Raw genomic sequence first — 23,764 nt, forward strand, 5'->3', positions numbered from 1 at the left:
CGGGTCCGTTCAGCCGAAGGGGACGGCGTCCGTCGCGGAGGTGTGCCAGTTGGTGACGACCGGCTTGTCGACCGTGATGGTGCCGACCTTCAGGGAGACCGGGTTCGGGTCGTCGTCACCGACGGCGACGATGATGCTGTCCAGTTCCTTGCCACCGTCCACGTCGGTGCTCTTGGGGTTGACCCCGGCGTAGGCGGTGGTGTTACCGCTCAGCGTGATCTGCTCGCCCACGGCCTGCTCCGCGGGGCCCGCCTCGGTGCCGTCGGAGCCGAACGCCACGGTCGGCAGCGCGGCGGGCAGGACACAGGTGATCCCCGGCCTGGCCTTCGCGGAGATCAGGATGTAGCCGCCGGCCTGCGTCTCGGACCGGGTGTTCCAGGTGATGTCGTTGGCGCCGCAGCTCTGCCCGACCGGCTCCCGCCCGCCGTTGCCGGTGTCGGCCCCGGAGCCGGCCCCGTCCTCGCTTCCCTTGCCCGTCGCCCCGGAGCCCCTGCCCGCCGCGCCGGAGCCCTCGCCGGTGCCCGCGGCAGACGCGCCGGACGGGGTGGCCGCGTCGCCGGGCGCGGTGGCGGACGACGAACCCCGCGCGGCGCCGGTGTCCGTGGTCTTGTCCGAGTCCTGGCACGCGGTCATCAGCAGGGCGCCGCTCACGAGGGCTGCGGAGACGAGAAAGGCCTTGCGACGGTTGCCGGACATGAAATCCCCTTGTTCATCGGCTGGTCGAGGCCGTGGTCGATTCGGCCTCCCGGTGCTTCTCGATCCATAGGAGGGCGCCGGGAGCCGAGGGGATCCCGCCGTCGTCGTTCCCGCACCACGCTGTCACCGATCGGTGACATGTCCACGTAGTCGCGATCCGGCGCGCGCACGGGGGATGTGACCTTCGTCGCGGGAGCGGCCTTTCGGCGCGTTCTCCGCCGTGCCGTCCGCCGACGGCGGTGGCAGTGGCCGGTCCCCCGTCGTCGGAGGTCACAGGGCCGGCACGCGAGAGTGCGGCAGGAAGAACCGCGCCCCCGGATGGCAATATCTGTGCCCGCAACATGAGAAATAGAAGCGGGGCCCGCCGAATATTCCTCGAACACCTGCCGCATCGCATTTTTCCGACACCGCGGGGCCGAACACACCGTGCTACTGTCGATCTCAGTTGCAGGTGTGGTTGCCAGAAGGTTCATTTCCTACGGGGTAATCAACACGGCGACACGGAATTCATACAGGGTGAATTCCTGAAACCGCCTCCGAAGGAGAAACAAAATGGCTACTGGCACCGTGAAGTGGTTCAACGCGGAAAAGGGCTTCGGCTTCATCGAGCAGGACGGCGGCGGCGCCGACGTCTTCGCCCACTACTCGAACATCGCCACCCAGGGCTTCCGCGAGCTGCTGGAAGGCCAGAAGGTGTCGTTCGACATCGCGCAGGGCCAGAAGGGCCCGACGGCCGAGAACATCGTGCCCGCCTGACATCGGCGCTCGCGCATATTTCGCAGCTGGGGCCCGCACCTCTGGGGTGCGGGCCCCAGCTCGCTGTTTTTTTCGGCCGGTCCGACCCGGCCGCCTCGACTCCGGCTCGTCTCGAGATTCTCTGCGCCGCTCCTCTGCTGCGGGATTTCCTTGCTACGCGCCCATCAAGGAAGGTCCCGCATGAAGCGTGCCCACACCTCGCGTACCCATGACCGTTTCTCAGGAGGCGACGGCTCCGGCCGCCGTTCCGGTGGTCCGCGCCGCTCCACGAGCTACGGAAGCCGCCGGGCGCCCCAGGGCGAGTTCGCCCTGCCGAAGACGGTCACACCGTCGCTGCCCGCCGTCGAGTCGTTCGCCGATCTCGACCTGCCCGAGCGGCTGCTGGCCACGCTCGGCCGGGAGGGCGTGACGGCGCCGTTCCCGATCCAGGCGGCGACCCTGCCGAACTCCCTGGCCGGTCGTGACGTACTCGGCCGCGGCCGCACCGGCTCGGGCAAGACCCTGGCCTTCGGCCTCGCCGTGCTCGCCCGTACGGCGGGCAAGCGCGCCGAGCCGCGGCAGCCGCTCGCCCTCGTCCTCGTGCCCACCCGCGAGCTCGCCCAGCAGGTCACCGACGCGCTCACTCCGTACGCCCGCTCCGTGAGCCTGCGGATCGCCACCGTCGTCGGCGGGATGTCGATCGGCAAGCAGGCCGGTGCGCTGCGCGCCGGGGCCGAGGTGGTCGTCGCGACGCCCGGCCGGCTCAAGGACCTCATCGACCGGGGCGACTGCCGCCTGGACGGCGTCGGCATCACGGTTCTCGACGAGGCCGACCAGATGGCCGACATGGGCTTCATGCCGCAGGTCACCGCCCTGCTCGACCAGGTGCGCCCCGGTGGGCAGCGGATGCTGTTCTCGGCCACCCTGGACCGCAACGTCGACCGGCTGGTCCGCACCTACCTGCACGACCCGGTGGTGCACTCCGTCGACCCGTCCGCGGGCGCGGTCACCACGATGGAGCACCACATCCTCCATGTGCACGACGCGGACAAGCACCGGACGACCACCGAGATCGCGGCCCGCGACGGGCGCGTGATCATGTTCCTGGACACCAAGCACGCGGTGGACCGGCTGACCGAGCACCTGCTGAGCAGCGGTGTGCGCGCCGCGGCCCTGCACGGCGGCAAGTCCCAGCCCCAGCGGACCCGGACCCTGGCCCAGTTCAAGAGCGGCCATGTGACGGTCCTGGTGGCCACCAACGTCGCCGCGCGCGGCATCCACGTCGACAACCTCGACCTCGTCGTCAACGTGGACCCGCCCAGCGACCACAAGGACTACCTGCACCGCGGCGGCCGTACCGCCCGTGCCGGCGAGTCCGGCAGCGTGGTCACCCTGGTGACTCCGGGGCAGCGTCGCGGGATGAGCAGGCTGATGACCTCGGCGGGCATCACCCCCCGGGTCGCCCAGGTGCGGTCCGGCGAGGCGGAGCTGAGCCGCATCACGGGTGCCCAGGCCCCCTCCGGTGTCCCGGTCGTCGTCACCGCGCCGCGCGCGGAGCGTCCCCGCGGCACGTCTGCCCCGTCCCGGGGCCGGCGAGGCCGCCGTCCCACCGGCCAGGGCCGCCCCGCCGGCGAGGCGGCGCGCCCCAGGGCGCAACGGCGGACCGGCTTCGGCTCGGCCGCGTAGAGCCCTGCGCCCCACCGGCCCTCCCCTCTGGCAGGAGACACCCATGACACCGGCTCGGACGCAGCACCGCACCGTGGTCCACGCGCCTCGCATCCGTGACGACATGACGGTCGAGGTGGCGCTGTCGCTCATGGCCGGTGCCCGGGTCGATCACCTGGTCCTCTGCGACGGGGACGACCAGAGCACGGGTCTGGTCACCCTGGCCCGGCTCACCGTCCTGCGGGAGGCACCCACCTACTCGGACCGGGTCCGTCTCCGGGACGTCCCGGAGGGGGCGAGCACAGGCGGTTAGCACGGGCGGTCAGCCGCCATCGGGTACCGAAGAGGGCCCTGCCGACGCGCGTCGGCAGGGCCCTCTTCGTCGTTTCGTGTGCCACAGGAGCCTGCGTCCACCGAGCTCCAAAATCTATCTTTGTCAGAGTAGACATTGGCGCTCACCGTGGTTAGTCTTCTTTTCGTAGACATGATCAGGACACCCGAGGAAGGACGGAGGAGCAGACGCCATCAGGATCGCCCGGCCCGGGGAGCTCTCGGTCCGGGTACCGCAAGACCCCGGATTGGATGGTGGTCCCCGGTCACGCAACCGCGATCCCCGCACCCCTCCCGAAGCCGGGCCGGGTAGCGGAACAGAAGGTCGGCGCAGCATGAGGGCCGACAGATGGTGTTGAATTTCCTTCGGGGCCCTGGTGCCGTACGGCACCAGGGCCCCTCGATGCGTTGTACTACGAGGTGACATGGAAGCAGATACCCCGCTCAGCGATCGTCTGGACGACGACGACTACCCGGCCTACACGATGGGCCGGGCCGCCGAGATGCTCGGCACCACCCCCGGCTTCCTGCGAGCCATCGGGGAAGCCCGTCTGATCACTCCGCTGCGCTCGGAGGGCGGACACCGCCGGTACTCCCGCTACCAGCTGCGGATCGCCGCGCGCGCCCGAGAGCTCGTCGACCGGGGAACGCCGATCGAGGCCGCCTGCCGCATCGTCATCCTCGAGGACCAGCTCGAGGAAGCTCAGCGCATCAACGCCGAGTACCGCCGCGCCGCGAGCGAGGCGTCCGGCGTTTCCGAGTCCCGTCCGAGCTGATCAGGAGCACGGCGGCAGGACCAGGTCCCCGCTCCCTGAAACCCCAGGCCCGACGACCTGGGGTTTGTTGTTGCCCCGGCCGATTCGGGACCCCCCGGGGTGAATCGCCCCCCGTCACCGGGCCGGCCGCCCCGGGCCCTTGACTCATGGAGCGGTAGTGGCGATTCTCGTCGCACCCTTTGCGAGGTCATGACAAGACGACCGAGCGACCTGTCGACCGAGGGACGTGGGCTGTGACCGGTTCCGGACGCCCGTACCGCAGACGCAAGAACGTCACCGTTGTGTCGCTCCTCCTGCTCGTGCTGTCGATCACGCTCGGCCCCACCCCGAGTGCGGCCGCCGGGAACGACTGGTGGGACCCGACCGCACGGCCCGCGCCGGACTCCCGGATCAACGTCACGGGCGAACCCTTCACCGGCACGAACGCCCAGGGCGAAGTGCGCGGGTTCGTCGACGCGCACGACCACATCTTCTCCAACGAGGCCTTCGGCGGCCGTCTGATCTGCGGAAAGCCGTTCTCCGAGCAGGGCGTGGCCGACGCGCTCAAGGACTGCCCGGAGCACTACCCCGACGGCTCGCTCGCGATCTTCGACTTCATCACCAACGGCGGCGACGGCAAGCACGACCCGAACGGCTGGCCCACCTTCAAGGACTGGCCCGCGCACGACTCGCTGACCCACCAGCAGAACTACTACGCCTGGATCGAGCGGGCCTGGCGCGGCGGGCAGCGGGTGCTGGTCAACGACCTCGTCACCAACGGCGTGATCTGCTCCGTGTACTTCTTCAAGGACCGCTCCTGCGACGAGATGACGTCCATCCGGCTGCAGGCCAGGCTGACGTACGACATGCAGGCCTTCGTCGACAGGATGTACGGCGGGCCCGGCAAGGGCTGGTTCCGGGTCGTCACCGACAGCGCGCAGGCCCGCGAGGTCATCGAGCAGGGCAAGCTGGCCGTCGTCATGGGGGTCGAGACCTCCGAGCCGTTCGGCTGCAAGCAGGTCCTGGACATCGCGCAGTGCAGCAAGGCGGACATCGACAAGGGGCTCGACGAGCTCCACGCGCTGGGCGTGCGCAGCATGTTCCTGTGCCACAAGTTCGACAACGCCCTGTGCGGGGTGCGCTTCGACTCGGGCTCGCTCGGAACGGCCATCAACGTCGGGCAGTTCCTGTCGACCGGCACGTACTGGAAGACGGAGAAGTGCACGGGCCCGCAAGCCGACAACCCGATCGGCGACGCGGCGGCGCCCGCGGCCGAGAAGAAGCTCCCGGCGGGTGAGGAGGTTCCCTCCTACAGCGCCGACGCGCAGTGCAACGTGCGCGGGCTCACCGACCTCGGCGAGTACGCCGTGCGCGGCATGATGAAACGCAAGATGATGCTGGAGATCGACCACATGAGCGTCAAGGCCACCGGCCGGGTGCTCGACATCTTCGAGGCGGAGTCCTATCCCGGCGTGCTCTCCTCGCACAGCTGGATGGACCTGGACTGGACCGAGCGGGTCTACGGGCTCGGCGGCTTCATCGCCCAGTACATGCACGGCTCCGAGGGCTTCGTCGCGGAGGCGAAGCGCACAAAGGCCCTGCGGGACGAGTACGGCGTGGGGTACGGCTACGGCACCGACATGAACGGCGTCGGCGGCTGGCCGGGACCGCGCGGTGCGGACGCGCCGAACAAGGTCACGTACCCGTTCAAGAGCACCGACGGCGGCTCGGTCATCGACCGGCAGACCACCGGCGAGCGCACCTGGGACCTGAACACCGACGGCGCCGCCCACTACGGACTCGTCCCGGACTGGATCGAGGACATCCGCCGCGTCGGCGGCCAGGACGTGGTCGACGACCTGTTCCGGGGCGCCGAGTCCTACCTCGACACCTGGGCGGCCTCCGAGGACCACAAGTCCGGCGTCGACCTCGCGGCCGGCTCCGCCGTGTCGGCCAGTTCCTCGGAGTGGAGCCTGTTCACGAGCTACCAGCCGCACCGGGCCGTCGACGGCGACCGCCGCACCCGCTGGGCCAGCGACTGGAGCGACGACCAGTGGTACCGGGTCGACCTCGGCTCCACACAGACCGTGGGGCGGGTCACCCTCGACTGGGAGCGGGCGTACGCGAAGTCGTACCGGATCGAGCTCTCCGCGGACGGCGAGAACTGGCGGACCGTCCACTCCACGACGGCCGGTGACGGCGGCCTGGACACCGCACGATTCGCCGGCACCCCGGCCAGGTACGTCCGCGTCCACGGGCAGGAACGCGGCACCGACTGGGGCTACTCCCTGTTCGAGGCAGGCGTCCACAGCCGCTGACGCGAGAACTGACGGGCCACTCCCCCGAATTGGTTGTCATGGGAACGCCACAGAGGGGCATTCGAACAAAACAAGTCGAAAGTGAGGAGAGTGCGGCCCGTTCGGTCCGTGCCATCGACAACTGGGAGTGTTCCATGGCGAGTTACGGCGGTTCCTCTGCCGCGTCCTCCGGTTCGCGCACCAACGGCCTGGCGATCGCGAGCCTGTGCTGCGGCATCATCGGCCTGTTCTTCCTGAACATCATCCTGGGCCCGCTGGCCATCATCTTCGGTGCCGTCGCGCGCCGGCAGGCCTCGGTCAAGAACGGCGCCGGCATGGCGAAGGCCGGCATCATCCTCGGCATCGTCGACGTGGTCCTGTGGCTCATACTGCTGGCCGTGGCCAGCAGCAACGGCGGATTCAGCTGGTACGTCGGCGGCTAGGGGCCCGGCGCGGGGTATGCGGGTGGAGCGGTCAGCGGGTCAGAGGACCGTCACGGTCTTCTTGCGGGCGCGGTACGCGGCTGCCTTGATCTTGTTGCCGCAGGGGTCCATCCCGCACCACTGCCGTCGCATGCCCCGCGAGCGGTCGATGTAGATGCGGGTGCACTCCGGGTTTCCGCACTCCTTGAGCAGGGGCGCGTCCGGGCCGCTCAGGAGCTCGACGGCGTGGCGCGCCACCATGGAGAGGGCCTCGCCGGGCGTCGCCTGCGTCCATCGACCCGCCGGGGTGAGCTGCGGCACGGCGGGCGGCGTGCGGGCCGTGTTGTTCACGACGGTCAGCGCCGCCCCGTCGTACTCCTCCCCCAGCCGGCGGGCGGTGACCAGCCGGTAGACCGCTTCCCGCACGGCCCTCGCCCGCTCGACGTCGGCCTCCTGCCCGGGGGAGACCGCGTCGACCAGGCCTGACTCCACATACCACGCGGTCAGCCGGTCCGGCGTCACGAACATCTCGAAAGGCGCCGAGCGGCGGGCCCGGAGCGTGGCGGCGAAGTCGAGTGCCGGGTCTCCGCAGACGAAGACATGGTCGAGGTTCACGTCACCATTCTGGCCGGTGACCATACCCTCGGCAAGCGCCTCGTCCCGATCGTGGGAGGGGCGACGAGCCGCTTTCCCGAGTCACTCCGGCCGCCGGAGCGGGCCGCGTCGCCGGAGCGGGCCGCCGGAGCGGGCCGCCGGCGCAGCCGGGGCGGGGTGGTCTTCGCAGCCGCGAGTCAGGGATCGTACGGTCGGTCGCCGGTGGCGGTGTCGGGCCGGGGGCAGCCGGGGGCCAGGCGGCGGTAGGCGGCGCGGGCGTGGACCAGGCGGGCCAGGGCCGTGCCGATGAGGGCGGCGGTGAGCAGGCAGGCCAGCCAGGTGGTGTCGCGGTTACCTGCCCAGGTGAGGGCACCCGCGGGCGGTATGGCGAAGCCGTTGAGAAACAGCCAGCACAAGAGCGCCGTTCCGGGGGCCGCCGTGAAGCGCGCGCACAGACCCAGCAGGGCCGCCAGCACGGACAGCGCGGGCAGGGCCAGTTCCGGCCGGTCGGGCCCGGCCGCGGTGTTGACGAGCGCCACCAGAACCAGTGCCCCGACGCCGGCCCACGCCCAGACCAGCGGCGTGGCCACGGGCTGGGGCACGGGCCTGGCTCCGGTGCCCAGGGGCTTCCACTCGATCATGCTGGCGCTTCCTTCCGGTCCTCCTGGACGGAACTCTCCCCTGGCCGCCTACCGGAGCGCAGGGTGCTCGTCAGGGTGCCAGCAAGTCCCTTTCCGGGAAACAGCCAATCCGGACAGCACCGCCGGACGGCCCTGGACTCCCCCGCATGACGGGTCAACCGTGCGCAGGCGTCGTCTCCTTGGGCGACTCGGCGAGCGGAGCGGTGGGCGGTGCCGGGTGGGCCGGGCCGCGGATTGCGCGGCGGGCCAGGGGCTCGGTCCAGCGGGCGGCGAGCGGGCCGAGGATGACCAGGATCAGGACGTAGGCGGTGGCCAGAGGGCCGATGCGGGGTTCGGCGCCGACGGCGAGACCGGCGATGACGATGGAGAACTCGCCGCGTGCGACCAGCGTGCCGCCCGCGCGCCAGCGGCCCCGGGGCGAGATGCCGGCCCGGCGGGCGGCCCAGTAGCCGGTGGCGATCTTCGTCAGGGCGGTGACGGCGGCCAGGGCGAGCGCGGGCAGCAGCACGGGCGGGATGGCGGCGGGGTCGGTGTTCAGTCCGAAGAAGACGAAGAACACGGCGGCGAACAGATCCCGCAGCGGCGTGAGGAGGCTGCTGGCGCCCTCGGCGACCTCGCCGGACAGGGCGATGCCGACCAGGAACGCGCCGACGGCCGCGGAGACGTGCAGCTGCTGGGCGAGCCCGGCGACGAGGAGGGTCAGACCGAGGACGGCCAGCAGCAGCATCTCGGCGTTGTCCGAGGACACGGCGCGGCTGACCAGGCGGCCGTGCCGCAGCGCCACGTAGAGGACGGCGCCCACGGTGCCCAGCGAGATCAGCAGGGTGACCGCGCCGCCCGCGAGGCTCACCCCGGCCAGCAGGGCGGTGAGGATCGGCAGGTAGACCGCCATGGCCAGGTCCTCCAGGACCAGCACACCGAGGACGACCGGTGTCTCACGGTTGCCGAGCCTGCCCAGATCGCCCAGTACCTTGGCGATGACCCCGGACGAGGAGATCCAGGTGACCCCGGCCAGGGCGACGGCGGCGACCGGTCCCCAGCCCAGCAGGAACGCCATGGCCGCTCCCGGGGCGGCGTTGAGGACGAAGTCGACGGCGCCGGAGGGGTACTGGGTCCTGAGGGTGGTGACCAGATCGGAGGCGCTGTACTCCAGGCCGAGCAGGAGCAGCAGGAGTATGACGCCTATCTCGGCGCCGGTGGCGACGAACTCCTCGCTGGCCCGCAGCGGCAGGATGCCGCCCTGGCCGAAGGCGAGCCCGGCCAGCAGGTACAGGGGTATGGGTGAGAAGCCCACGCGTCCGGCGAGGCGTCCCAGGAGTCCCAGGGCGAGAATGATCGCCCCGAGTTCGATGAGCATGGCGGTGGTGTCGTGCACGGGCGTCTGACCTCCGTTGATCGGGTCTGCGGCGTCTGTGCCAGTGGGCGTGAAGTGCCCGTGGGTACGGCTCGGTGAACGGCGGGACGGGGTGTGGCCTCGCGTCGGGACTGCGGGGCCGGTCACTCGGTGCTGCGGCGTGGGCAGTGTGCTCCGCTCCGGGCCGTCCGCCGGCCGGGGTACGCGTACTGCGCCACGCCTCGGACGTCAGGCGTCGGGCGTCAGGCACCGGGCGTCAAACGTCAGGCGTCACGCGTCAGATGGAGAGGAGACCGCTCACACCGCGGCCGGTATCGGGGACGCCGTCACGGGCGGCGTTGTGGACGCGGACGGGCACCACTCGCCCCATGTCACGCCCCCTCACGCCGGCCCGGAAAGCCGGGCGGCCACTGTCGACGAACCGAGCGGCCGAACGACTGTGCGCGGCCACGCTCAACCGAGCATAAGAGCTCGGTAAAGAATCCTAGCGCACGCCAACAGCCCGTGATCGGGCAGGAGTTCCGAAGCCGCCACCCGAAGAGCCGCCTACGGGCCGCTGACCGCTACGCGCCCCCGGTCCTGCGCACGGCACGCGGCGACGCGCCGAGTTCCTTGCGGCAGGTCTTGTTGAACGCCTGGAGGTCGGGGATCCCGACCGTCGCCGCGACGGCCGGGATCGCCAGCGTCGAGGCGATGAGCAGGTGGCGGGCCCGCTCCATTCGGCGTCGCCGGACGTAGCCGACGACCGTGTGCCCGGTGTCCTCGCGGAACAGCCGGGTCAGATGCGTGTGCGACACCCCGGCGGCCCGGGCGATCCCGGGAACGCTCAGCGGGTCGGCCAGGTGCTCCTCGATATGGGCCATGGCCGCCCGCAGCGCCGGGTGCCGGGCCCCGGAGGGCGTCTCGGTGGCCTCGGCCAGGCCGGTCGTGCGCCACAGCACCGTCCACAGTTCCGCGGAGGCCCGGGCCGGCGACTGCGCGCCCGCCGCGATCGTCTGCCGCAGCAGTGCGCTCAGCACCGCCGCCTCCGCGCCGGCGTCCTGCATCGCCGGGAGCCGCCGCCGCTCCCCGTCGCCCGGCAGCCGGAAGTGGGCGTACAGGTGCTCGCAGCGCGGGGCGTCGTAGTGGAAGTGCACCTCCGTGCCGGGCGGTACGAGGCTGAGGTGCCCGGGGCGGATCGGGTGCCGGGTGCCGCCGAACTCCAGCGTCCCGGAGTAGCCGTAGAGGTGGAGCTGCCACAGGTGCGGGAGGCGGAAGACCTCGTGCGGGCCGGCGGAGCCATGCACGCCCAGGCCTGCGTGGACCAGGTCCGGCGGCAGTTCGAGGGGCAGTTCCACGAAGGTCGCCATGGTGGAAAATTACCAGTGGTTGCCGATTACGGCCCACGACTGTCAGCCCTCGCGCTTCTACGGTTGCGTCATGCCGACCACAAAACAGCTGCTGAGCTCCGCCGAGGTGGCGCGGTTCACGGCCCACGGTTTCCTGCGCCTGGACGGCGTCGTGCCCCGGGAGATGAACGAGGAGGCGCTCGGCGTCTTCGCCGCCGGGGCACTGCCCGCCGTGCCGTACGGCACCCCCGTACCGGTGGCCTTCCCCGAGGGCTCCTTCACCCGCCGGCTTCTCGGACTTCCGTCCGTGGCAGGCGCGCTGGAGAGCCTCGTGGGGCCGGATCCGACCGTCGACCACCACTTCGTCCACACCCGTCCGCCCCACGAGGGCAGTGCCCAGCCGCTGCACGCCGACGCCCTCATCGATGTACGGACCGACGCGTACGACGTGCAGCTCATGTACTACCCGCAGGAGGTCACCGCCGACATGGGCGGCACGCTCGTCGTGCCGGGCAGCCATCTGCGCCGCACCAACGAGTCCGACACCGGCCGCTACCAGAACCTGCGCGGCCAGACCCGGCTGACCTGCCCGGCGGGCACCGTGCTCCTGCTGCACCACGGCATCTGGCACGGCGGGCGGCGCAACGACAGCGACACCGTCCGCCACATGTACAAGATCCGCTTCAACCCGACCGTGCCGCAGGTGCGGCTGTGGGACACGCGGGACATGGACTCCCCGGCCGTCCGCGAGGAGTTGCGGCGCACGTTCCCCTGGTACGAGGGGGCCACCGCCCGGCTGGAGATCCACAACCGGATCCTGCTGTGGCGCTCCCTGTCCGCCGACCCCGGCTTCGACATCGACCACTGGGCCACCCGCATCACCAACCGGCCCGCCGCGCCCGCCTCGCAGAGGAGCACCGCGTGACCACCACCCGGCAGCAGGTCCTCGTCCTCTACCTCGACACCTCCGCCCTCGACTCCAAGGTCGTCGGCTGGGCGCGCTACGACGGCACGGGCACCACCCGCCCCACGACCGGTGACAGCGACGAACCGCCGTACGAGACGGGGACCGACGCCCTGGAGGACGGCTGGCGCCTCTTTCAGGCGTCCCCGCTCGTGCCGCCGTATCCGGGGGCGGAGCACGCGACGTCGTTCCTCAAGCACGAGTTCTTCTTCGAGAAGCTGGTGCGTCGGTGAGCACGGCCGGCGGCGCGCGCCGCGGCGGTGGCCTTCGGCCGGCAGGCAGAACGAAACCCCGGGTGGGGACCCGGGGCTGATTCGTCCTGGCGTGCGCCTGCGATCAGACGAAGGCGCTCTGGCCGGTGATCGACTTGCCGACGATCAGGGTGTTCATCTCGCGGGTGCCCTCGAAGGAGTAGATGGCCTCCGCGTCGGCGAAGAAGCGGGCGATGTCGTGGTCCAGCAGGATGCCGTTGCCGCCGAAGATCTCACGGCTCCAGGCCACGACCTCCCGCATCCGGGACGTGACGAACGCCTTGGCCAGGGCGGAGTGTTCGTCACGGAAGATGCCGGCGTCCTGGAGCCGGGCCAGCTGCACCAGCATCCCCCAGGACGCGGTGATGTTGCCCAGACTCTTCACCAGCAGGTCCTGGACGAGCTGGAAGCCGCCGATCGGGCGGCCGAACTGACGGCGCTCCCGGGCGTAGTCCAGGGCGAGTTCGTAGGCGCCGGCCATGACGCCGAGGGCCTGCCAGGCCACTCCGCCGCGCGTGGCGCGCAGGATCTCCGCGACGTCGCGGAAGGAGTTGATGTTCTGCAGGCGGTTGGCCTCCGGCACGCGGACGCCGGTCAGGGTGATCTCGGCGTTCTCGACGATGCGGAAGGCCAGCTTGTTCTCGATCTTCGCCGGGCTGAAGCCCGGCGTGCCCTTCTCGACGACGAAGCCCTTGACGTGGTTGTCGTCGACGTCCCGGGCCCACACCACGACGTAGTCGGCGAAGGTGGCGTTGCCGATCCACTTCTTGGCGCCGTCGAGGACCCAGGAGTCGCCCTCGCGCCGGGCGGTGGTGCGCATACCGCCCGCGACATCGGAACCGCCGAGCGGCTCGGTCATCGCGAAGGCGCCGATCTTGTCCATGGCCGCCATCGCCGGGAGCCAGCGGTCGCGCTGCTCCTGGTCGCCGCCGGAGTGGATGGAGTACATCGCGAGGCCGTTGTGGACGCCGAAGAACGTCGACACCGAGGCGTCGGTGCGGGTCATCTCCAGGGCGAGCATGCCGCTGAGGAGGTTGCTGACGGCGGCGGGGTGTTCGCCGTAGCCCTCGTAGGGCAGGCCGGCGAGGCCGCTCTCGCGGAACAGGCCGATGAGCTCCCTGGGGAACCGGCCCTTGGCCCAGTTGTCGTTGACCAGCGGCTTGACCCGGTCCCGCATGAGGGCGCGGGCCTTGAGCAGGATCTCGCGCTCGTCGTCCGGCAGCAGCGACTCGTAGCCGTAGAAGTCGGCGACCAGCTGGTCCTCGAGCGGTTCGATGGTGGTGGTCATCTCAGTTCTCCTCCTTTTCGGTGCTGTCCAGGGCGGACAGGACAGCGAGCTGCCTGCGGTCGCGCGTCTCGGTGAGTTCCGAGTACGCGGAGGAGCCGTAGGCCTTTTCCACGGCTTCGATGAGCCGTTCCTGTTGTTCCGCGTTCTGCGACGGGGTGCCGAGGCCCGCTCCCGTCTGCTTCATCGACGCGCCGATGTGCTCGACCAGGTGCCGGTAGCCGCCCGGTCCGCCGCCCAGGTGCGAGCCGAGGAACGGCCCGACCGTGGCCCAGCGCAGGCCCAGCGAGTTCGTCATGACCTTGTCGAGGTCCTCGGGGGTGACCACGCCCTGCTCGACGAGGTACACCGCCTCGCGGCTGAGCGCGTTCTGCAGCCGGTTGCCGACGAAGCCGGCGATCTCCTTGCGCTCGACGACCGGGGTGCGGCCGACCGAGGTGTAGAAGGCCGACGCGGCCGCTACGGCGTCCTCGCCGGTGCGCTCGCCCGGCACGACCTCGACCAGCGGGACGAGGTGCGGCGGGTTGAAGGGGTGGCCGATCAGCACGCGGGCCGCGTCCTGGTCCGCCAGCTCCCCGGTGAACGCGGTCGACGGGATCGCCGAGGACGAGCTGAGCAGCAGCGCGTGGGCGGGTGCCTCGCGGGCGAGGGCGGCGAACAGGTCCTTCTTGAAATCGACCCGCTCGGGGCCGTTCTCCTGGACGACGTCGGCGTCGCGCACCGCTTCGGTGACGTCGGCGGCGATGTGCACCCGGTCGGCGAGGCCGGTCACGTCCAGGCCGCGGGCGGCCAGGTGCGGGGCGTACTGCTCCAGGGCCTCGTTCACGGCCTCGGCGAGGTCCTCGCGCGGGTCGCTCACCCGGACGGTCAGGCCGTGCGCGGCGAACAGCGCCGTCCAGGACAGTCCGATGGTCCCGGCGCCGATCACCGCCGCCGTACGGAAGGTGCGGTTCATGACGCGGCTCCCTTCAGGTAGTCGTGGACCGGCTCGACGCCCGCGAGCGTCAGGTCGGTGAGGATGTGGCTCGCGGAGACGACCTCCATCACCGGCAGGTCGGCGAGCGGGGCGAGCACGTGCTGGAACAGCTGGAGCCGGGCGGGTCCGGTCCACGCCTGCTTGACGGTGACGTCGGTGATGCGCGTGCGGACGAGTTCCTGCACCCGCGGCGCACCGTCGTAGCCGGGGATGGTCTTGAGCATGAAGGTCGGCACGGTGATCTGTGCCCGGGCCTCGTCCCGGTCCAGCTCGTGGTGCTTGTAGCCCATGGTCGCGGTGGCGACCCGCAGGCTGCCGTGGTCGAGGGTGCCGACGAGCGCGCCGGAGTCGACGGTGAGCGACGGGGAGCCGAGCACCTTCGGGTAGGCGGAGACCTCGCGGCCGGAGGCGGTCGCCGGGAAGTTGTCGAGGTACATCGCGTGCAGGTACTCGCCCTGCTCGCCCTCGAAGCCGACGGGGATCGCCTGGCCGGCCTCGGTGTAGGGGCCGTAGCCGCTGACGTCGCCCATCTTCATGACCTCGAACCGGACCAGCGGCTCGGCGATGCGCAGCGGTTCGGGGACGACGGCCCGCAGCGCTTCGGGGTCGGTGCGGTAGACGACGTTGAGGTACTCGCGGTCGGTGAACCGCGGGATCACCGGGGCGTAGGCCGGGCTGGTGAGGGGGGTGGTGAGGTGCTGTCGTACGTCTTCGGTCCGCATGCCGGCCTCACCGCCCGGTCCAGCGCGGCGGGCGGCGCTCGGCGAAGGCGGTCATACCCTCGCGGACGTCGTCCGAGGCCATCAGGGTCTTCATCTCGGCGCGCTGGAAGGCGAAGGCCTCTTCGTCGGACGCTCCGTCGGCGGCCCGGACGACGCGCTTGACCGCCGCCAGCGCGAGCGGGGCGTTCTCCGTGAGCCCTTCGGCCAGCCGGAGCGCCTCGGCGACGGCCTGCCCCTTGGCGGTGACCCGGTTGGCCAGGCCCAGTTCGCCGGCGCGGCGGCCGTCGACGGGCTCGCCGGTCAGCAGCAGTTCCATCGCGAGGTGGTGGGGGATGCGCTTGGGCAGGCGGATCACGCCGCCGCCCGCGGCGATCAGGCCGCGCTTGACCTCGGGGAGGCCGAACCGGGAGTCCTCGGCGGCGACGATCAGGTCGCAGGCCAGGGCCAGTTCGAAGCCGCCGCCCATGGCCGCGCCCTCCACGGCTGCGATGAGGGGCTTGTCCGGCCGGGCCTCGGTCAGGCCGCCGAATCCGCGGCCCTCGGCCTCGGGCGACTCGCCGCGCAGGGCGGCCTTGAGGTCCATGCCGGCGCTGAACGTGCCACCCTCGCCGGTCAGGACGCCGGCCCGCAGGGTGGGGTCGGCCTCCAGTGCGTCGAGTGCGGCGGCCAGGGCGGTGGCGGTCGCCGCGTTGACGGCGTTGCGGGCCTCGGGGCGGTCGAGGGTGATCAGCAGGGTGGAGCCGGTGCGTTCGGTGCGCACGACCGGAGGTGTGGGGGTGCTCATGACTGTCCTCCTGTGGCGGTCAGCGGGCTGTGGCGTCGAGTTCGGCGAGGACGTCCTCGGTGTCCTGGCCCGCGACCGGCGCCAGGCGGCGGATCGAGCCGGGGGTGGCGGAGAAGCGCAGCGGGATGCCGATGGTGCGGACCGTGCCCTCGGTCGGGTGCTCGACGGTGTCGAGGAGGTGACCGTCGCGGACGTAGGGGTCGTCGTGGGCGCGGTCGAGTTCCAGTACGGGGGCCATCGGGATGCTGTGCTCGGCGCACACCTCCGCCCACTCCTCGGTGGTCAGCGCCGGGGCGCAGACCTCAAGGAGCGCGGCCAGGTCCTCGTGGTCGGCGCTGTCGATGGCGTCGCCGTTGACCCGCGGGTCCTCGGCGAGGTCCGGGCGTCCGGCGGCGGTGAGGAAGTCCCGGTAGTTCTGCGGGTTGTACGGCATGACGCAGGCCAGGCCGTCCTTGGTGCGCACCGCCTTGTGTCCCTTCAGCATGGACAGGGCGAAGCCGGTGGGGCCCGTCTCGGGCACGTGGGTGTGGCCCGCGAGGTGCTCGACCAGGTTGAACGCGATCAGGGTGTCCGTCATCGGGATCTCGATGAGCTGGCCCTGGCCGGTGTTGTTCCGGTGCAGCAGGGCGGCCAGCACGCTGTAGGCGATGGTCAGGGAGGAGACCTTGTCGCCGATGATGGTCGGCAGGTAGACGGGCTCGCCCAGTGCGCGGTCGGCGATGTCGACGAGGCCGGAGGCGGCCTGCACGGTCTCGTCGTACGCGGCGTTGCCGGCCCGGTCCGAGTCGCTGCGGAACCCTTGCGCGTGGGCGTAGACGAGGCCGGGGTTGCGGGCGGCGATCTCGTCGTAGGACAGGCCGAGGCGGTGCAGGGCGCCGGGGCGCATGTTGGTGATCAGCACGTCAGCGGTGTCGATGAGCCGCAGTGCGCGCTCGCGGTCGGTGTCGTCCTTGAGGTTGAGGGACACGCTGCGCTTGTTGCGGTTGACGTTGAGGTTCAGCGGGGTCATGCCCGGGGTGGTGCGGTAGTGGCCGGTCCGCACGGTGTCGGACGGCGACTCGATCTTGATCACGTCGGCGCCCAGGTCGCCGAGGATCTGGGCGGCGTAGGGGCCCATCACCACGGTCGACAGGTCGATCACGCGGACGCCCTCCAGCGGGCCGGCGACGGTGTCGGTGAGGTCCGTCATCGCTTTTCCTTCACTCCTTGCTTCGCCTTGTATGTGTATCTGGAAACTAAGTTACCGCGAATAAGGAGCGAGACAAAGAAAATGGCATGACCGAATAACGAAAGGCGGCATGACCACAGTGGTCATACCGCCTTTTTGTGAAGGTTTTTTGTTGATTACGAGTGCAGTGGCTCGGCGAACACCTCGCGGGCTGCGGTCACGACTTCCTCGAGGTCACCGCCGTGCGCCCGGTCCTTGCGCCAGATCAGCCCGGTCTCCAGACGGGGATGGAAATCAGAGAAGGGAAGGACGACGACATTGTCGAGACGGTAATTCTGCACCGGGCTTCTGGGATCCAGCATGGAAATGGAGAACGCCAGACCTCCGGATACTATTTCGGAAACTCCGTCGAGGGTGACGCTGCCCAGTTCGACGCGCTTCTTGATGCCGAGTTCGGCGAGCTGCTGGTCGAGTCCGCGGAAGTACGCGCTGGTCGCCGCCGTCGGGGAGCCCGCGTAGGCGAGTTCGGCGAGTTCCGCGAGGGCGACGGACTCGCGTCCCGCGAACCGGTCCCGGGGCACGACCGCGCCGAGCCGCTCCGACATCACCGGCACCTGCTCCAGCGCCGGGTCGCCCCCGGCCGGGAGCCGGGCCAGGGTCAGCGCCAGTCTGCCGTCGCACACCGCGTCGACGAGCCGGTCGGTGCCGCCGGGCCAGCGTTTGATCTCGAACCGGTCGCTGACCCGCTCGGCGAGGGCGTCCATCCGTTCCCGCAGGTCGGGATGGACACCACTGGGGACGCCGAGCAGCAGGGTGGTGCGCCGCGGCCGGGCCGTCTCGTCCAGCCGCCACCGGATGGAGTCGACCTGCTCCAGCACCCCGCGCGCGATCGGCAGCAGCGCGTTGCCGGCCGGGGTGAGCCGCACGTGATGGGTGTCCCGGTCGAACAGCCGGTGCCCGACCTCGTTCTCGAGATCCTTGATCCGCCGGCTCAACGGTGACGCCGCCATGTGCAGTTTGCGGGCCGCGGTGGAGAAGTTCAGTTCTTGGGCGACGGCGAGGAAGTAGCGCAGGTGCAGGAGCTCCACGGGATTCACCCTAACCGCTGTGACCGCGGGGCCTCGCCGCCCTGTCACCCGTGGAATTCGGACATCCTGATCGGCGGCGGCAGGAGTTTTCGGGCGGGATCCGGGCGCCACCGGGCCGTGCCCGTGCCGTCCCGTACGACCCGCCCGAAGGCCTGGTCGCCGAAGTGGAAGGCGAACGCGTGGGTGCGCGGCAGCAGGAGGCGGGTCAGGAGGGTCCGGCGTGCCTTCAGGACCGCGCCGGTGTCCGTGTCGGGGCCGGAGGGCCACTCGGGGTGGGCCAGCTGGGCGGGGGTGTGGAACGCGTCGCCGAAGACCAGGACATGTCGTCCGCCGGAGGCGGCGATCACGTAGGTGGTGTGCCCGGGGCTGTGGCCCGGGGTGACCAGCGCGGTGACGCCGGGCCAGATCTCCGCGCCGTCGCCGAACGTCCGCAGCACCCTCGACATCGGCACCATGAATCCGTCCCAGGACGGGGCTCCGACCTCGATCTCGCGCCGCCAGAAGGGGTCCCATTCGGCGGCGGCCACCAGGTAGTCGGCGCGCGGGAACGCCTTGTGCGGTACCCGTGCACCGTCCGTGCGGAAGCCCGCGCCGGTGTGGTCGGTGTGCAGATGGGTGAAGGCCACGGTGTCGACGGACTCCGGGGGCACCCGGAGCCGGCGCAGGGTGTGCGGCAACGCGCCCGCGCGGGAGACACCGAGGGACGGAGAGAGCACGTTGCCGCCGAGTCCCGCGTCGATCAGCAGCCGCCGCCCGCCCCGCTCGACGAGCAGCCCGCCCACCGAGGCGGCGATCCGGCCGGACCGGGTCAGCGCCTCGGGGTGGTCCCGCCAGTAGGTGGCGGGGACCGCTGGGAGGAACCCCGTGGGGTCCAGCTCCATCGCGCCGTCGACGACGTAGGTGAGCCGGGTGTCTCCGACGGTGAGAGTACGGACCGCCGACTGGTCGTTCAGCGCGCCGGGGCCGGTGCAGGCGGGGTGGCCCGTGGCCGGGTGGGCGCTTTCCGGGGACGCGGCGTACACGCGGCCGGAGGCCGCCTGCGCGCTGTCCGGCGGCGCGGCGTACGCGGCCGTGGCCGCCGCGCCGCGCAGGAGTGCGCGACGGGACATGCCGAGGGGGCGGGGGACGTCGGTCATGAGCCTTCCTGGTACGGCGGTCAGGGCGCCAGCAGCGCTGCCGGGTTGAGTGCGGTGACGGCACGGACCTGGTGGGACGTCAGCTGCGCCTGCTCGAACCAGCCTTCGCTGAGCGACAGCCATTCGCTGGGTCCCGGCTGGTCCGGCTGCCCGAGATCGGAGCTGAACACCACCCGGGGGTGGGCGCGGACGACGTCTCCCAGATGCCGGGCGTCACGGTGCCCCAGGAGCAGCGTCAGGGCGGTGACCTCGACGTACACCCCCGGCATACCGTCGAGTTGGGAGAGGTCGGCAGGGGTGAGGCCGGTCATCGGATGGGTGGCGTGGGTCAGCAGCAACCGGGGCAGGTCCAGCCGGTCCGCCTCGTCGACCACGCGCAGGGTCTCCTCCCGGTCGCAGTGACCCGTCGCCAGGACGACCGGAAGGTCCCGGGCCGCCCGGAGCACCTCGCGCACGGAACGCCGGAGCTTTCCGGTGTCGTCCAGGACCCGTTCGCCGCGCCACCGTTCGGTGTCCAGCAGCGGGTGGAAGGACTGCCGGTGCAGCCGGGAGGGATGGGCCGGGCCGACGAGGGTGGGCAGGTGTACGACCAGCCGGGCGGGGCTGTCCTGGCCGTGGGTGTAGACGGCCTGTTCCACCACCCGGGGGTGCACGCCTCCGGCGAGGTCGTTGAGGACGACGGTGCCGGAGACGGGCAGTCCCTCCTGGCGGGCCTCCCACGCGCTCGCCGCGGTGCAGCCCAGGTGGCTCTTGATCACCACCCAGCCGTCGATCCCGGCGTAGGCCCGGCCGGCGCCACCGGTGGTGAGGCGGCGCCGGTACAGGTCGGGGCCTGCGTGGTAGTGGACGTCCACCACCCGCCGCGCGAGGTCACGCATCGGCGGTCTGCCGCGCCGGGCCCTCCCACGGCCTCGCGTAGCCGAACCTTCGCCGGGCCTCGTCCAGGCGCAGTCCGGTGTCCACGGCCTCGGCGATCGCCGTCTCGGTCCGCTCGACGCGCTCGGCACGGCCCGCGACTTCGGCGGCGTGTGCCGCGGGCACGACGAGTACGCCGTTGTCGTCGGCTACCACGACATCGCCGGGGCGTACGGTCACGTCGCCGACGGTGATCTCCCGGCCGGTCGCGGCGAGTTCGACGCGGTTCTTGCCGCTGACCATCGTGGCGCCGGTGCTGAACAGGGGGTATCCGGCGGCCCGGATCTCGGCGATGTCGCGGGCCGAGCCGTGCACCGCGGTGCCGCGCACGCCGCGGCCGCGGGCCACGGAGGTGAGCAGCGAACCCCAGTTGGTGCAGTCCGTGCTGCCTGCGTTGTCGACCACGACGAAGGCGCCCGCGGGTACGTCGTCCAGATAGTCCGCCGCGTTCCGGAAGCCCTGGCCGTCGCCGTCCACCGGCCGGTAGGTGACGGTGTACGCCAGGCCGGCCGTACGTGCTCCGGGCACCCGGGCGCTCAGGCCCTCGAGCACACCGCCGATGCCGAGGCTGTCCAGGGCGTCGGAGACGGAGGCGGTGTCGAGACGGGCGAGCCGGTCGACGACGTCCTGGGGGAGGGGGGTGCTCTCCGCCGAGCGGGCTGCCCCCTCCTCCAGTCGGCCGGCGACGGCACGCGCCACCTCCCTGGTCCCCGACGTGCCGCCCAGGTCGTACGTGACGGTCTTGCGGGCGCGGGCGACGGTGCGTACGGCGTTGCGCAGTTCCTCGCCCGGCACGTCGAGGCCGAGGTGGCCGAGCATCTGGGCGATCGTGAGGAGCATCGCCATCGGGTTGGCCCTGTCCTTGCCGACCATGCCGGGCGCGCTGCCGTGCACCGGCTCGAAGTAGCTGCCGTGGTCGCCGATGTTGCCGCTCGGGGCGAGACCGAGTCCGCCCATGACACCGGCACCGAGGTCGGAGAGGATGTCGCCGAACATGTTCTCGGCGACCAGGACGCCGAACCGTTCCGGCCTGCGGACCATCCACAGGGCGACGGCGTCGACGTTGAGGATCTCCGTCTCGATGTCCGGGTGCTCCTGGGCGATCAGTTCGAGGCGCTCGCGCAGCAGGTTGCCGCTGTTGCGCAGGACCATCGGCTTGTCCGCGACCGTGAGCAGGCGCTTGCCGTGCGCCTCGGCGTGGGCGAAGCCGAAGCGGAGCAGGCGGTCGATGCCGTGGCGGGTCTGCAGGCGCAGGGTGAGGCTGGTGTCCTCCGGGCCCGATGCCGCCGCGTTCGGGTGGTGTCGTACGGCGTTCCAGAGCGGCTCGTCGAGGCCGTGGACGTCGATGCCGGCGTACAGGCCCTCGGTGTTCTCGCGGATGACGGTGAAGTCGAACCGGCCGCCGTCCAGGTCGGTGACCGGACGGATGTTGGCGTACAGGCCAAGGCGCTGGCGGAGTTGCAGGACCGGTGAGACGTACTGGAGGCCGGTGCCGCGCAGGGACGGGGCGAGTTCGGCCTCCGTCTCCCGCACCGGCTTGCTGGTGATGGCGCCAAGGAGGCAGGTGTCGGTCTCCTCGAGCAGCTTCCAGGTGCGCTGCGGGACGGGGTCACCCTCCTCGCGCCAGCAGTCCCAGCCGATGTCTCCGAACCGGAACTCCAGGGGCAGCTTCAGCTTTTCGACGGTGTCGAGCGCGGCGGAGACGACCTCCGGGCCGATGCCGTCGCCCGGGAGGACGGCGACGCTCTTCTTCGGGGTCGGCTTCATGTCAGTCCCTTCTCCCGCAGGAAGGCGCCGATGAGGGCGGACACTTCCGCGGGCTGATCGGTGTGGGGGCGCATGCCTGCCTCGGCGACGACATGCACCCGGTGGTGCGGGGCGGCGGCGGTGTGCCGCCGTGTGACGAGTTGCGAACGCCCGCCGGTGATGTGCAGCAGGGGGCCGGGGTGCGCCTCGACGGCCGCAGCGAGATCGATACCGCACAGCAGCCGGAGCCCCCCGTCGAGCCGCTGGGCCGGGGTCTGGTGGGCGGGGGGCGGGATGTCGGCGGGGACGGCCGCGGCGGTGCCGCCTCGCACGAGACGGCCGGGGTCTGCCGGGGCGGCACCGGCCCGCCACGCGGCATCGCCCTCGGCCGCCGCCCGGCCCTCACGGCCTCCCGCGAGGCGGTCGTAGCCCGCTCCGCCGGTGGCAACTGCCGTCCGTGCGGCCGTTGCCGTCGGGTCGGGGCCGGTGGACGGGGGTGTGCCGTCCGGCTGGACCCTCTCGTGCAGCAGCGCGAGGGACGCCGCCGTGTGGCCCGTGGCCGCCAGGTCGGCGATTTCGGTGAGGCGGTGTTCCAGGAGCGCGTCCGAGCGGGCCGGGCCCGAGACGAGGAGGGCCGCCGTGCCGGGGGCGACGTACGGGAGGAGCCCCTGGGCCACGGCTCCGCCCAGGGCGTTCCCGCACAGCAGGTCGATGCGGCCGAAGGCGGGGAGCAGGGCCCGCCAGCGGGCGACGAGGTCGTCCAGGGTGCGTACTCGCTCGTCCCGGAGGGAGAGCGTGTCGACCACCGTCACCCGGAGCCCGGCCCCAGCCGCCGTCAGCGTGTCGATGACCGGGGCGAAGAACGCTCCCTCGTCCCAGGCCGGTGTGACGGGGGCGAGGACCAGGGCGTGGGCGTGCGCCGGGCCGGCGGCGGTCCGGGGTGGGTGGACCGCCGTCGGCACAGCAGTTCCGGTGTGGGTCACCGGGCGCCCGCGAGGGTGCGCGCGGTGGCGAGCACCTCGCCGTGCCGGCCCACCAGTTCCTTGCGGTGCTCCACCGGCAGGTCGTACCGGCCGAGCACCAGATCCGGCAGCGGCAGCGAGGGCGAGCCCTCGGGGACGTTCGCGAGGAGCAGGTCCGCCAGCTCCAGCACGGGCTCCAGGTTGAGGCGTGCGGCGGCCTGCGGGTCCGTGCGGTCCAGGTGCGCCAGCCACTGCTCGGCGATGAGGTTGCCCGGGCCCTTGCCCATGCCCTGGATGGAGGAGTCCATCCAGGTCGCGCCGGCGGCCTCGGCGCTGATGGCGTTGGACAGGGCGAGCCCCAGGTTGTTGTGGGCGTGCAGCCCGACCGGGCCCCCGGTGACCGACCTGGTCAGGGTGGTCAGGTGGGCGGTGTCCACCGGCGACAGGCTGCCGTTGGAGTCGGCGAGGTAGACGAACTCGGCGCCGGCGTCGGTCGCGGCGGCCGCCACCTCGACCACGTCGCGGCCCGGCCACTGGCTGATCCGGGCGAAGTTGACGCCCACCGTGAAGCCGATGTCGCGGGCCTGGCGGATGTAGTCCAGGCCGGGCTCGTAGCCCTTGGCCGGCAGGATGATGCGGACGAGCCGCGCTCCGGCCTGGTACATGGCGGGCAGGTCGTCGCGGGTGATGTTCTTCGGGTGCAGGATCATCGCGACGTGCCGGGGGCCGACCTCCTGGGCCATCGCGGCGATGTAGTCGTCGTCGCCCCGGCCGGTGAGCCCCAGGCCGGGCATCGGGACGAGTGAGCCCTTGCGGTAGGCGATCTCGACCCAGTCGAACCCGGCCTCGACGCTCAGCTTCGCGTGCTTCAGGGCGTAGCCGAGCGGGAAGTGGAAGCCGTTGCGATAACCGCCGTCGCGGAGGGTGACATCGATGTTGACCATACTCAT

The 23,764-nt window shown here is 71.5% G+C and carries 24 protein-coding genes; 8 read left to right on the forward strand and 16 right to left on the reverse strand.

Translation table 11 applies throughout. The features are described 5' to 3' along the window. Positions 1-9 precede the first annotated feature (9 nt). A complete protein-coding gene (locus IO24_RS0119335; protein ID WP_031137329.1) occupies positions 10-696 on the reverse strand; it encodes a DUF4232 domain-containing protein in 687 nt (228 codons plus the stop codon). A 552-nt stretch (positions 697-1,248) separates the two neighbouring features. Here IO24_RS0119335 and IO24_RS0119340 point away from each other — a divergent pair. From IO24_RS0119340 to IO24_RS0119365, 6 genes are all read left to right on the forward strand, one after another. Beyond that, positions 1,249-1,452, forward strand: a complete 204-nt coding sequence (locus IO24_RS0119340; RefSeq protein WP_028799214.1) for a cold-shock protein — start codon at positions 1,249-1,251, stop codon at positions 1,450-1,452. 180 nt (positions 1,453-1,632) lie between these two features. Further along, positions 1,633-3,117, forward strand: a complete 1,485-nt coding sequence (locus tag IO24_RS0119345; RefSeq protein ID WP_031137331.1) for a DEAD/DEAH box helicase — start codon at positions 1,633-1,635, stop codon at positions 3,115-3,117. Positions 3,118-3,160: 43 nt separating this feature from the next. Next, positions 3,161-3,409 (forward strand): CBS domain-containing protein, encoded by a 249-nt coding sequence (locus tag IO24_RS0119350; protein ID WP_031137333.1) that lies wholly within the window; start codon positions 3,161-3,163, stop codon positions 3,407-3,409. 442 nt (positions 3,410-3,851) lie between these two features. Then, the gene (locus IO24_RS0119355; RefSeq protein ID WP_031137335.1) at positions 3,852-4,202 is read left to right on the forward strand and encodes a MerR family transcriptional regulator; all 351 of its coding nucleotides are present in this window, start codon (positions 3,852-3,854) and stop codon (positions 4,200-4,202) included. A 233-nt stretch (positions 4,203-4,435) separates the two neighbouring features. Continuing rightward, positions 4,436-6,499 (forward strand): galactose-binding domain-containing protein, encoded by a 2,064-nt coding sequence (locus IO24_RS0119360; protein ID WP_031137336.1) that lies wholly within the window; start codon positions 4,436-4,438, stop codon positions 6,497-6,499. A gap of 134 nt (positions 6,500-6,633) precedes the next feature. Beyond that, positions 6,634-6,921, forward strand: a complete 288-nt coding sequence (locus tag IO24_RS0119365) for a DUF4190 domain-containing protein (RefSeq protein WP_031137337.1) — start codon at positions 6,634-6,636, stop codon at positions 6,919-6,921. A gap of 39 nt (positions 6,922-6,960) precedes the next feature. On the opposite strand, the gene IO24_RS0119370 is transcribed toward IO24_RS0119365, so the two are convergent. The 4 genes from IO24_RS0119370 to IO24_RS0119385 all read right to left on the reverse strand — a co-directional run bounded on the left by IO24_RS0119370 (position 6,961) and on the right by IO24_RS0119385 (position 10,838). After that, positions 6,961-7,515, reverse strand: a complete 555-nt coding sequence (locus IO24_RS0119370) for a CGNR zinc finger domain-containing protein (protein ID WP_031137339.1) — start codon at positions 7,513-7,515, stop codon at positions 6,961-6,963. Positions 7,516-7,691: 176 nt separating this feature from the next. Then, positions 7,692-8,135, reverse strand: coding sequence for a hypothetical protein (locus tag IO24_RS0119375; RefSeq protein WP_031137340.1), 444 nt, complete (start codon positions 8,133-8,135; stop codon positions 7,692-7,694). A gap of 154 nt (positions 8,136-8,289) precedes the next feature. After that, a complete protein-coding gene (locus tag IO24_RS0119380; protein ID WP_031137341.1) occupies positions 8,290-9,510 on the reverse strand; it encodes a cation:proton antiporter in 1,221 nt (406 codons plus the stop codon). A 542-nt stretch (positions 9,511-10,052) separates the two neighbouring features. After that, entirely contained in the window at positions 10,053-10,838 is a 786-nt protein-coding gene (locus tag IO24_RS0119385) for an AraC family transcriptional regulator (protein WP_031137343.1), read from the reverse strand. A gap of 70 nt (positions 10,839-10,908) precedes the next feature. On the opposite strand from IO24_RS0119385, the gene IO24_RS0119390 reads away from it, so the two are divergent. Both IO24_RS0119390 and IO24_RS0119395 read left to right on the forward strand, forming a co-directional pair. Then, the gene (locus IO24_RS0119390; RefSeq protein WP_031137345.1) at positions 10,909-11,742 is read left to right on the forward strand and encodes a phytanoyl-CoA dioxygenase family protein; all 834 of its coding nucleotides are present in this window, start codon (positions 10,909-10,911) and stop codon (positions 11,740-11,742) included. Beyond that, positions 11,739-12,014: a hypothetical protein gene (locus IO24_RS0119395; protein ID WP_031137346.1), complete on the forward strand. Its 276-nt coding sequence runs from the start codon at positions 11,739-11,741 to the stop codon at positions 12,012-12,014. The genes IO24_RS0119390 and IO24_RS0119395 overlap by 4 nt, the downstream gene beginning before the upstream one ends. A gap of 103 nt (positions 12,015-12,117) precedes the next feature. Here IO24_RS0119395 and IO24_RS0119400 read toward each other — a convergent pair whose 3' ends face one another. The 11 genes from IO24_RS0119400 to IO24_RS0119450 form a co-directional block, all read right to left on the reverse strand. Continuing rightward, positions 12,118-13,320: an acyl-CoA dehydrogenase family protein gene (locus IO24_RS0119400; RefSeq protein WP_031137348.1), complete on the reverse strand. Its 1,203-nt coding sequence runs from the start codon at positions 13,318-13,320 to the stop codon at positions 12,118-12,120. 1 nt (position 13,321) lies between these two features. Then, positions 13,322-14,272, reverse strand: a complete 951-nt coding sequence (locus IO24_RS0119405) for a 3-hydroxyacyl-CoA dehydrogenase NAD-binding domain-containing protein (protein ID WP_031137349.1) — start codon at positions 14,270-14,272, stop codon at positions 13,322-13,324. Continuing rightward, the gene (locus tag IO24_RS0119410) at positions 14,269-15,015 is read right to left on the reverse strand and encodes an acetoacetate decarboxylase (protein ID WP_031137351.1); all 747 of its coding nucleotides are present in this window, start codon (positions 15,013-15,015) and stop codon (positions 14,269-14,271) included. Before IO24_RS0119410 ends, IO24_RS0119405 begins: the two co-directional genes overlap by 4 nt. A 7-nt stretch (positions 15,016-15,022) precedes the next feature. Further along, positions 15,023-15,799, reverse strand: coding sequence for a crotonase/enoyl-CoA hydratase family protein (locus IO24_RS0119415; RefSeq protein WP_031137352.1), 777 nt, complete (start codon positions 15,797-15,799; stop codon positions 15,023-15,025). 19 nt (positions 15,800-15,818) lie between these two features. Further along, positions 15,819-16,988: a CaiB/BaiF CoA transferase family protein gene (locus IO24_RS0119420; RefSeq protein ID WP_031137354.1), complete on the reverse strand. Its 1,170-nt coding sequence runs from the start codon at positions 16,986-16,988 to the stop codon at positions 15,819-15,821. A 155-nt stretch (positions 16,989-17,143) separates the two neighbouring features. Beyond that, on the reverse strand, positions 17,144-18,055 hold the full coding sequence (locus IO24_RS0119425) for a LysR family transcriptional regulator (protein ID WP_031137355.1): 912 nt from the start codon (positions 18,053-18,055) through the stop codon (positions 17,144-17,146). A 44-nt stretch (positions 18,056-18,099) separates the two neighbouring features. Beyond that, on the reverse strand, positions 18,100-19,191 hold the full coding sequence (locus tag IO24_RS0119430; RefSeq protein WP_234335186.1) for an MBL fold metallo-hydrolase: 1,092 nt from the start codon (positions 19,189-19,191) through the stop codon (positions 18,100-18,102). 20 nt (positions 19,192-19,211) lie between these two features. Beyond that, entirely contained in the window at positions 19,212-20,069 is an 858-nt protein-coding gene (locus IO24_RS0119435; protein WP_031137358.1) for a DUF6282 family protein, read from the reverse strand. Next, positions 20,062-21,873: an isocitrate/isopropylmalate family dehydrogenase gene (locus IO24_RS45995; RefSeq protein WP_031137359.1), complete on the reverse strand. Its 1,812-nt coding sequence runs from the start codon at positions 21,871-21,873 to the stop codon at positions 20,062-20,064. Before IO24_RS45995 ends, IO24_RS0119435 begins: the two co-directional genes overlap by 8 nt. Next, positions 21,870-22,835: an alpha/beta fold hydrolase gene (locus IO24_RS42120; RefSeq protein WP_167551624.1), complete on the reverse strand. Its 966-nt coding sequence runs from the start codon at positions 22,833-22,835 to the stop codon at positions 21,870-21,872. Before IO24_RS42120 ends, IO24_RS45995 begins: the two co-directional genes overlap by 4 nt. Then, positions 22,832-23,764: a beta/alpha barrel domain-containing protein gene (locus IO24_RS0119450; protein ID WP_031137362.1), complete on the reverse strand. Its 933-nt coding sequence runs from the start codon at positions 23,762-23,764 to the stop codon at positions 22,832-22,834. Before IO24_RS0119450 ends, IO24_RS42120 begins: the two co-directional genes overlap by 4 nt.

Source organism: Streptomyces flavovariabilis, from assembly GCF_000725785.1.
Lineage (GTDB): Bacteria > Actinomycetota > Actinomycetes > Streptomycetales > Streptomycetaceae > Streptomyces > Streptomyces hawaiiensis.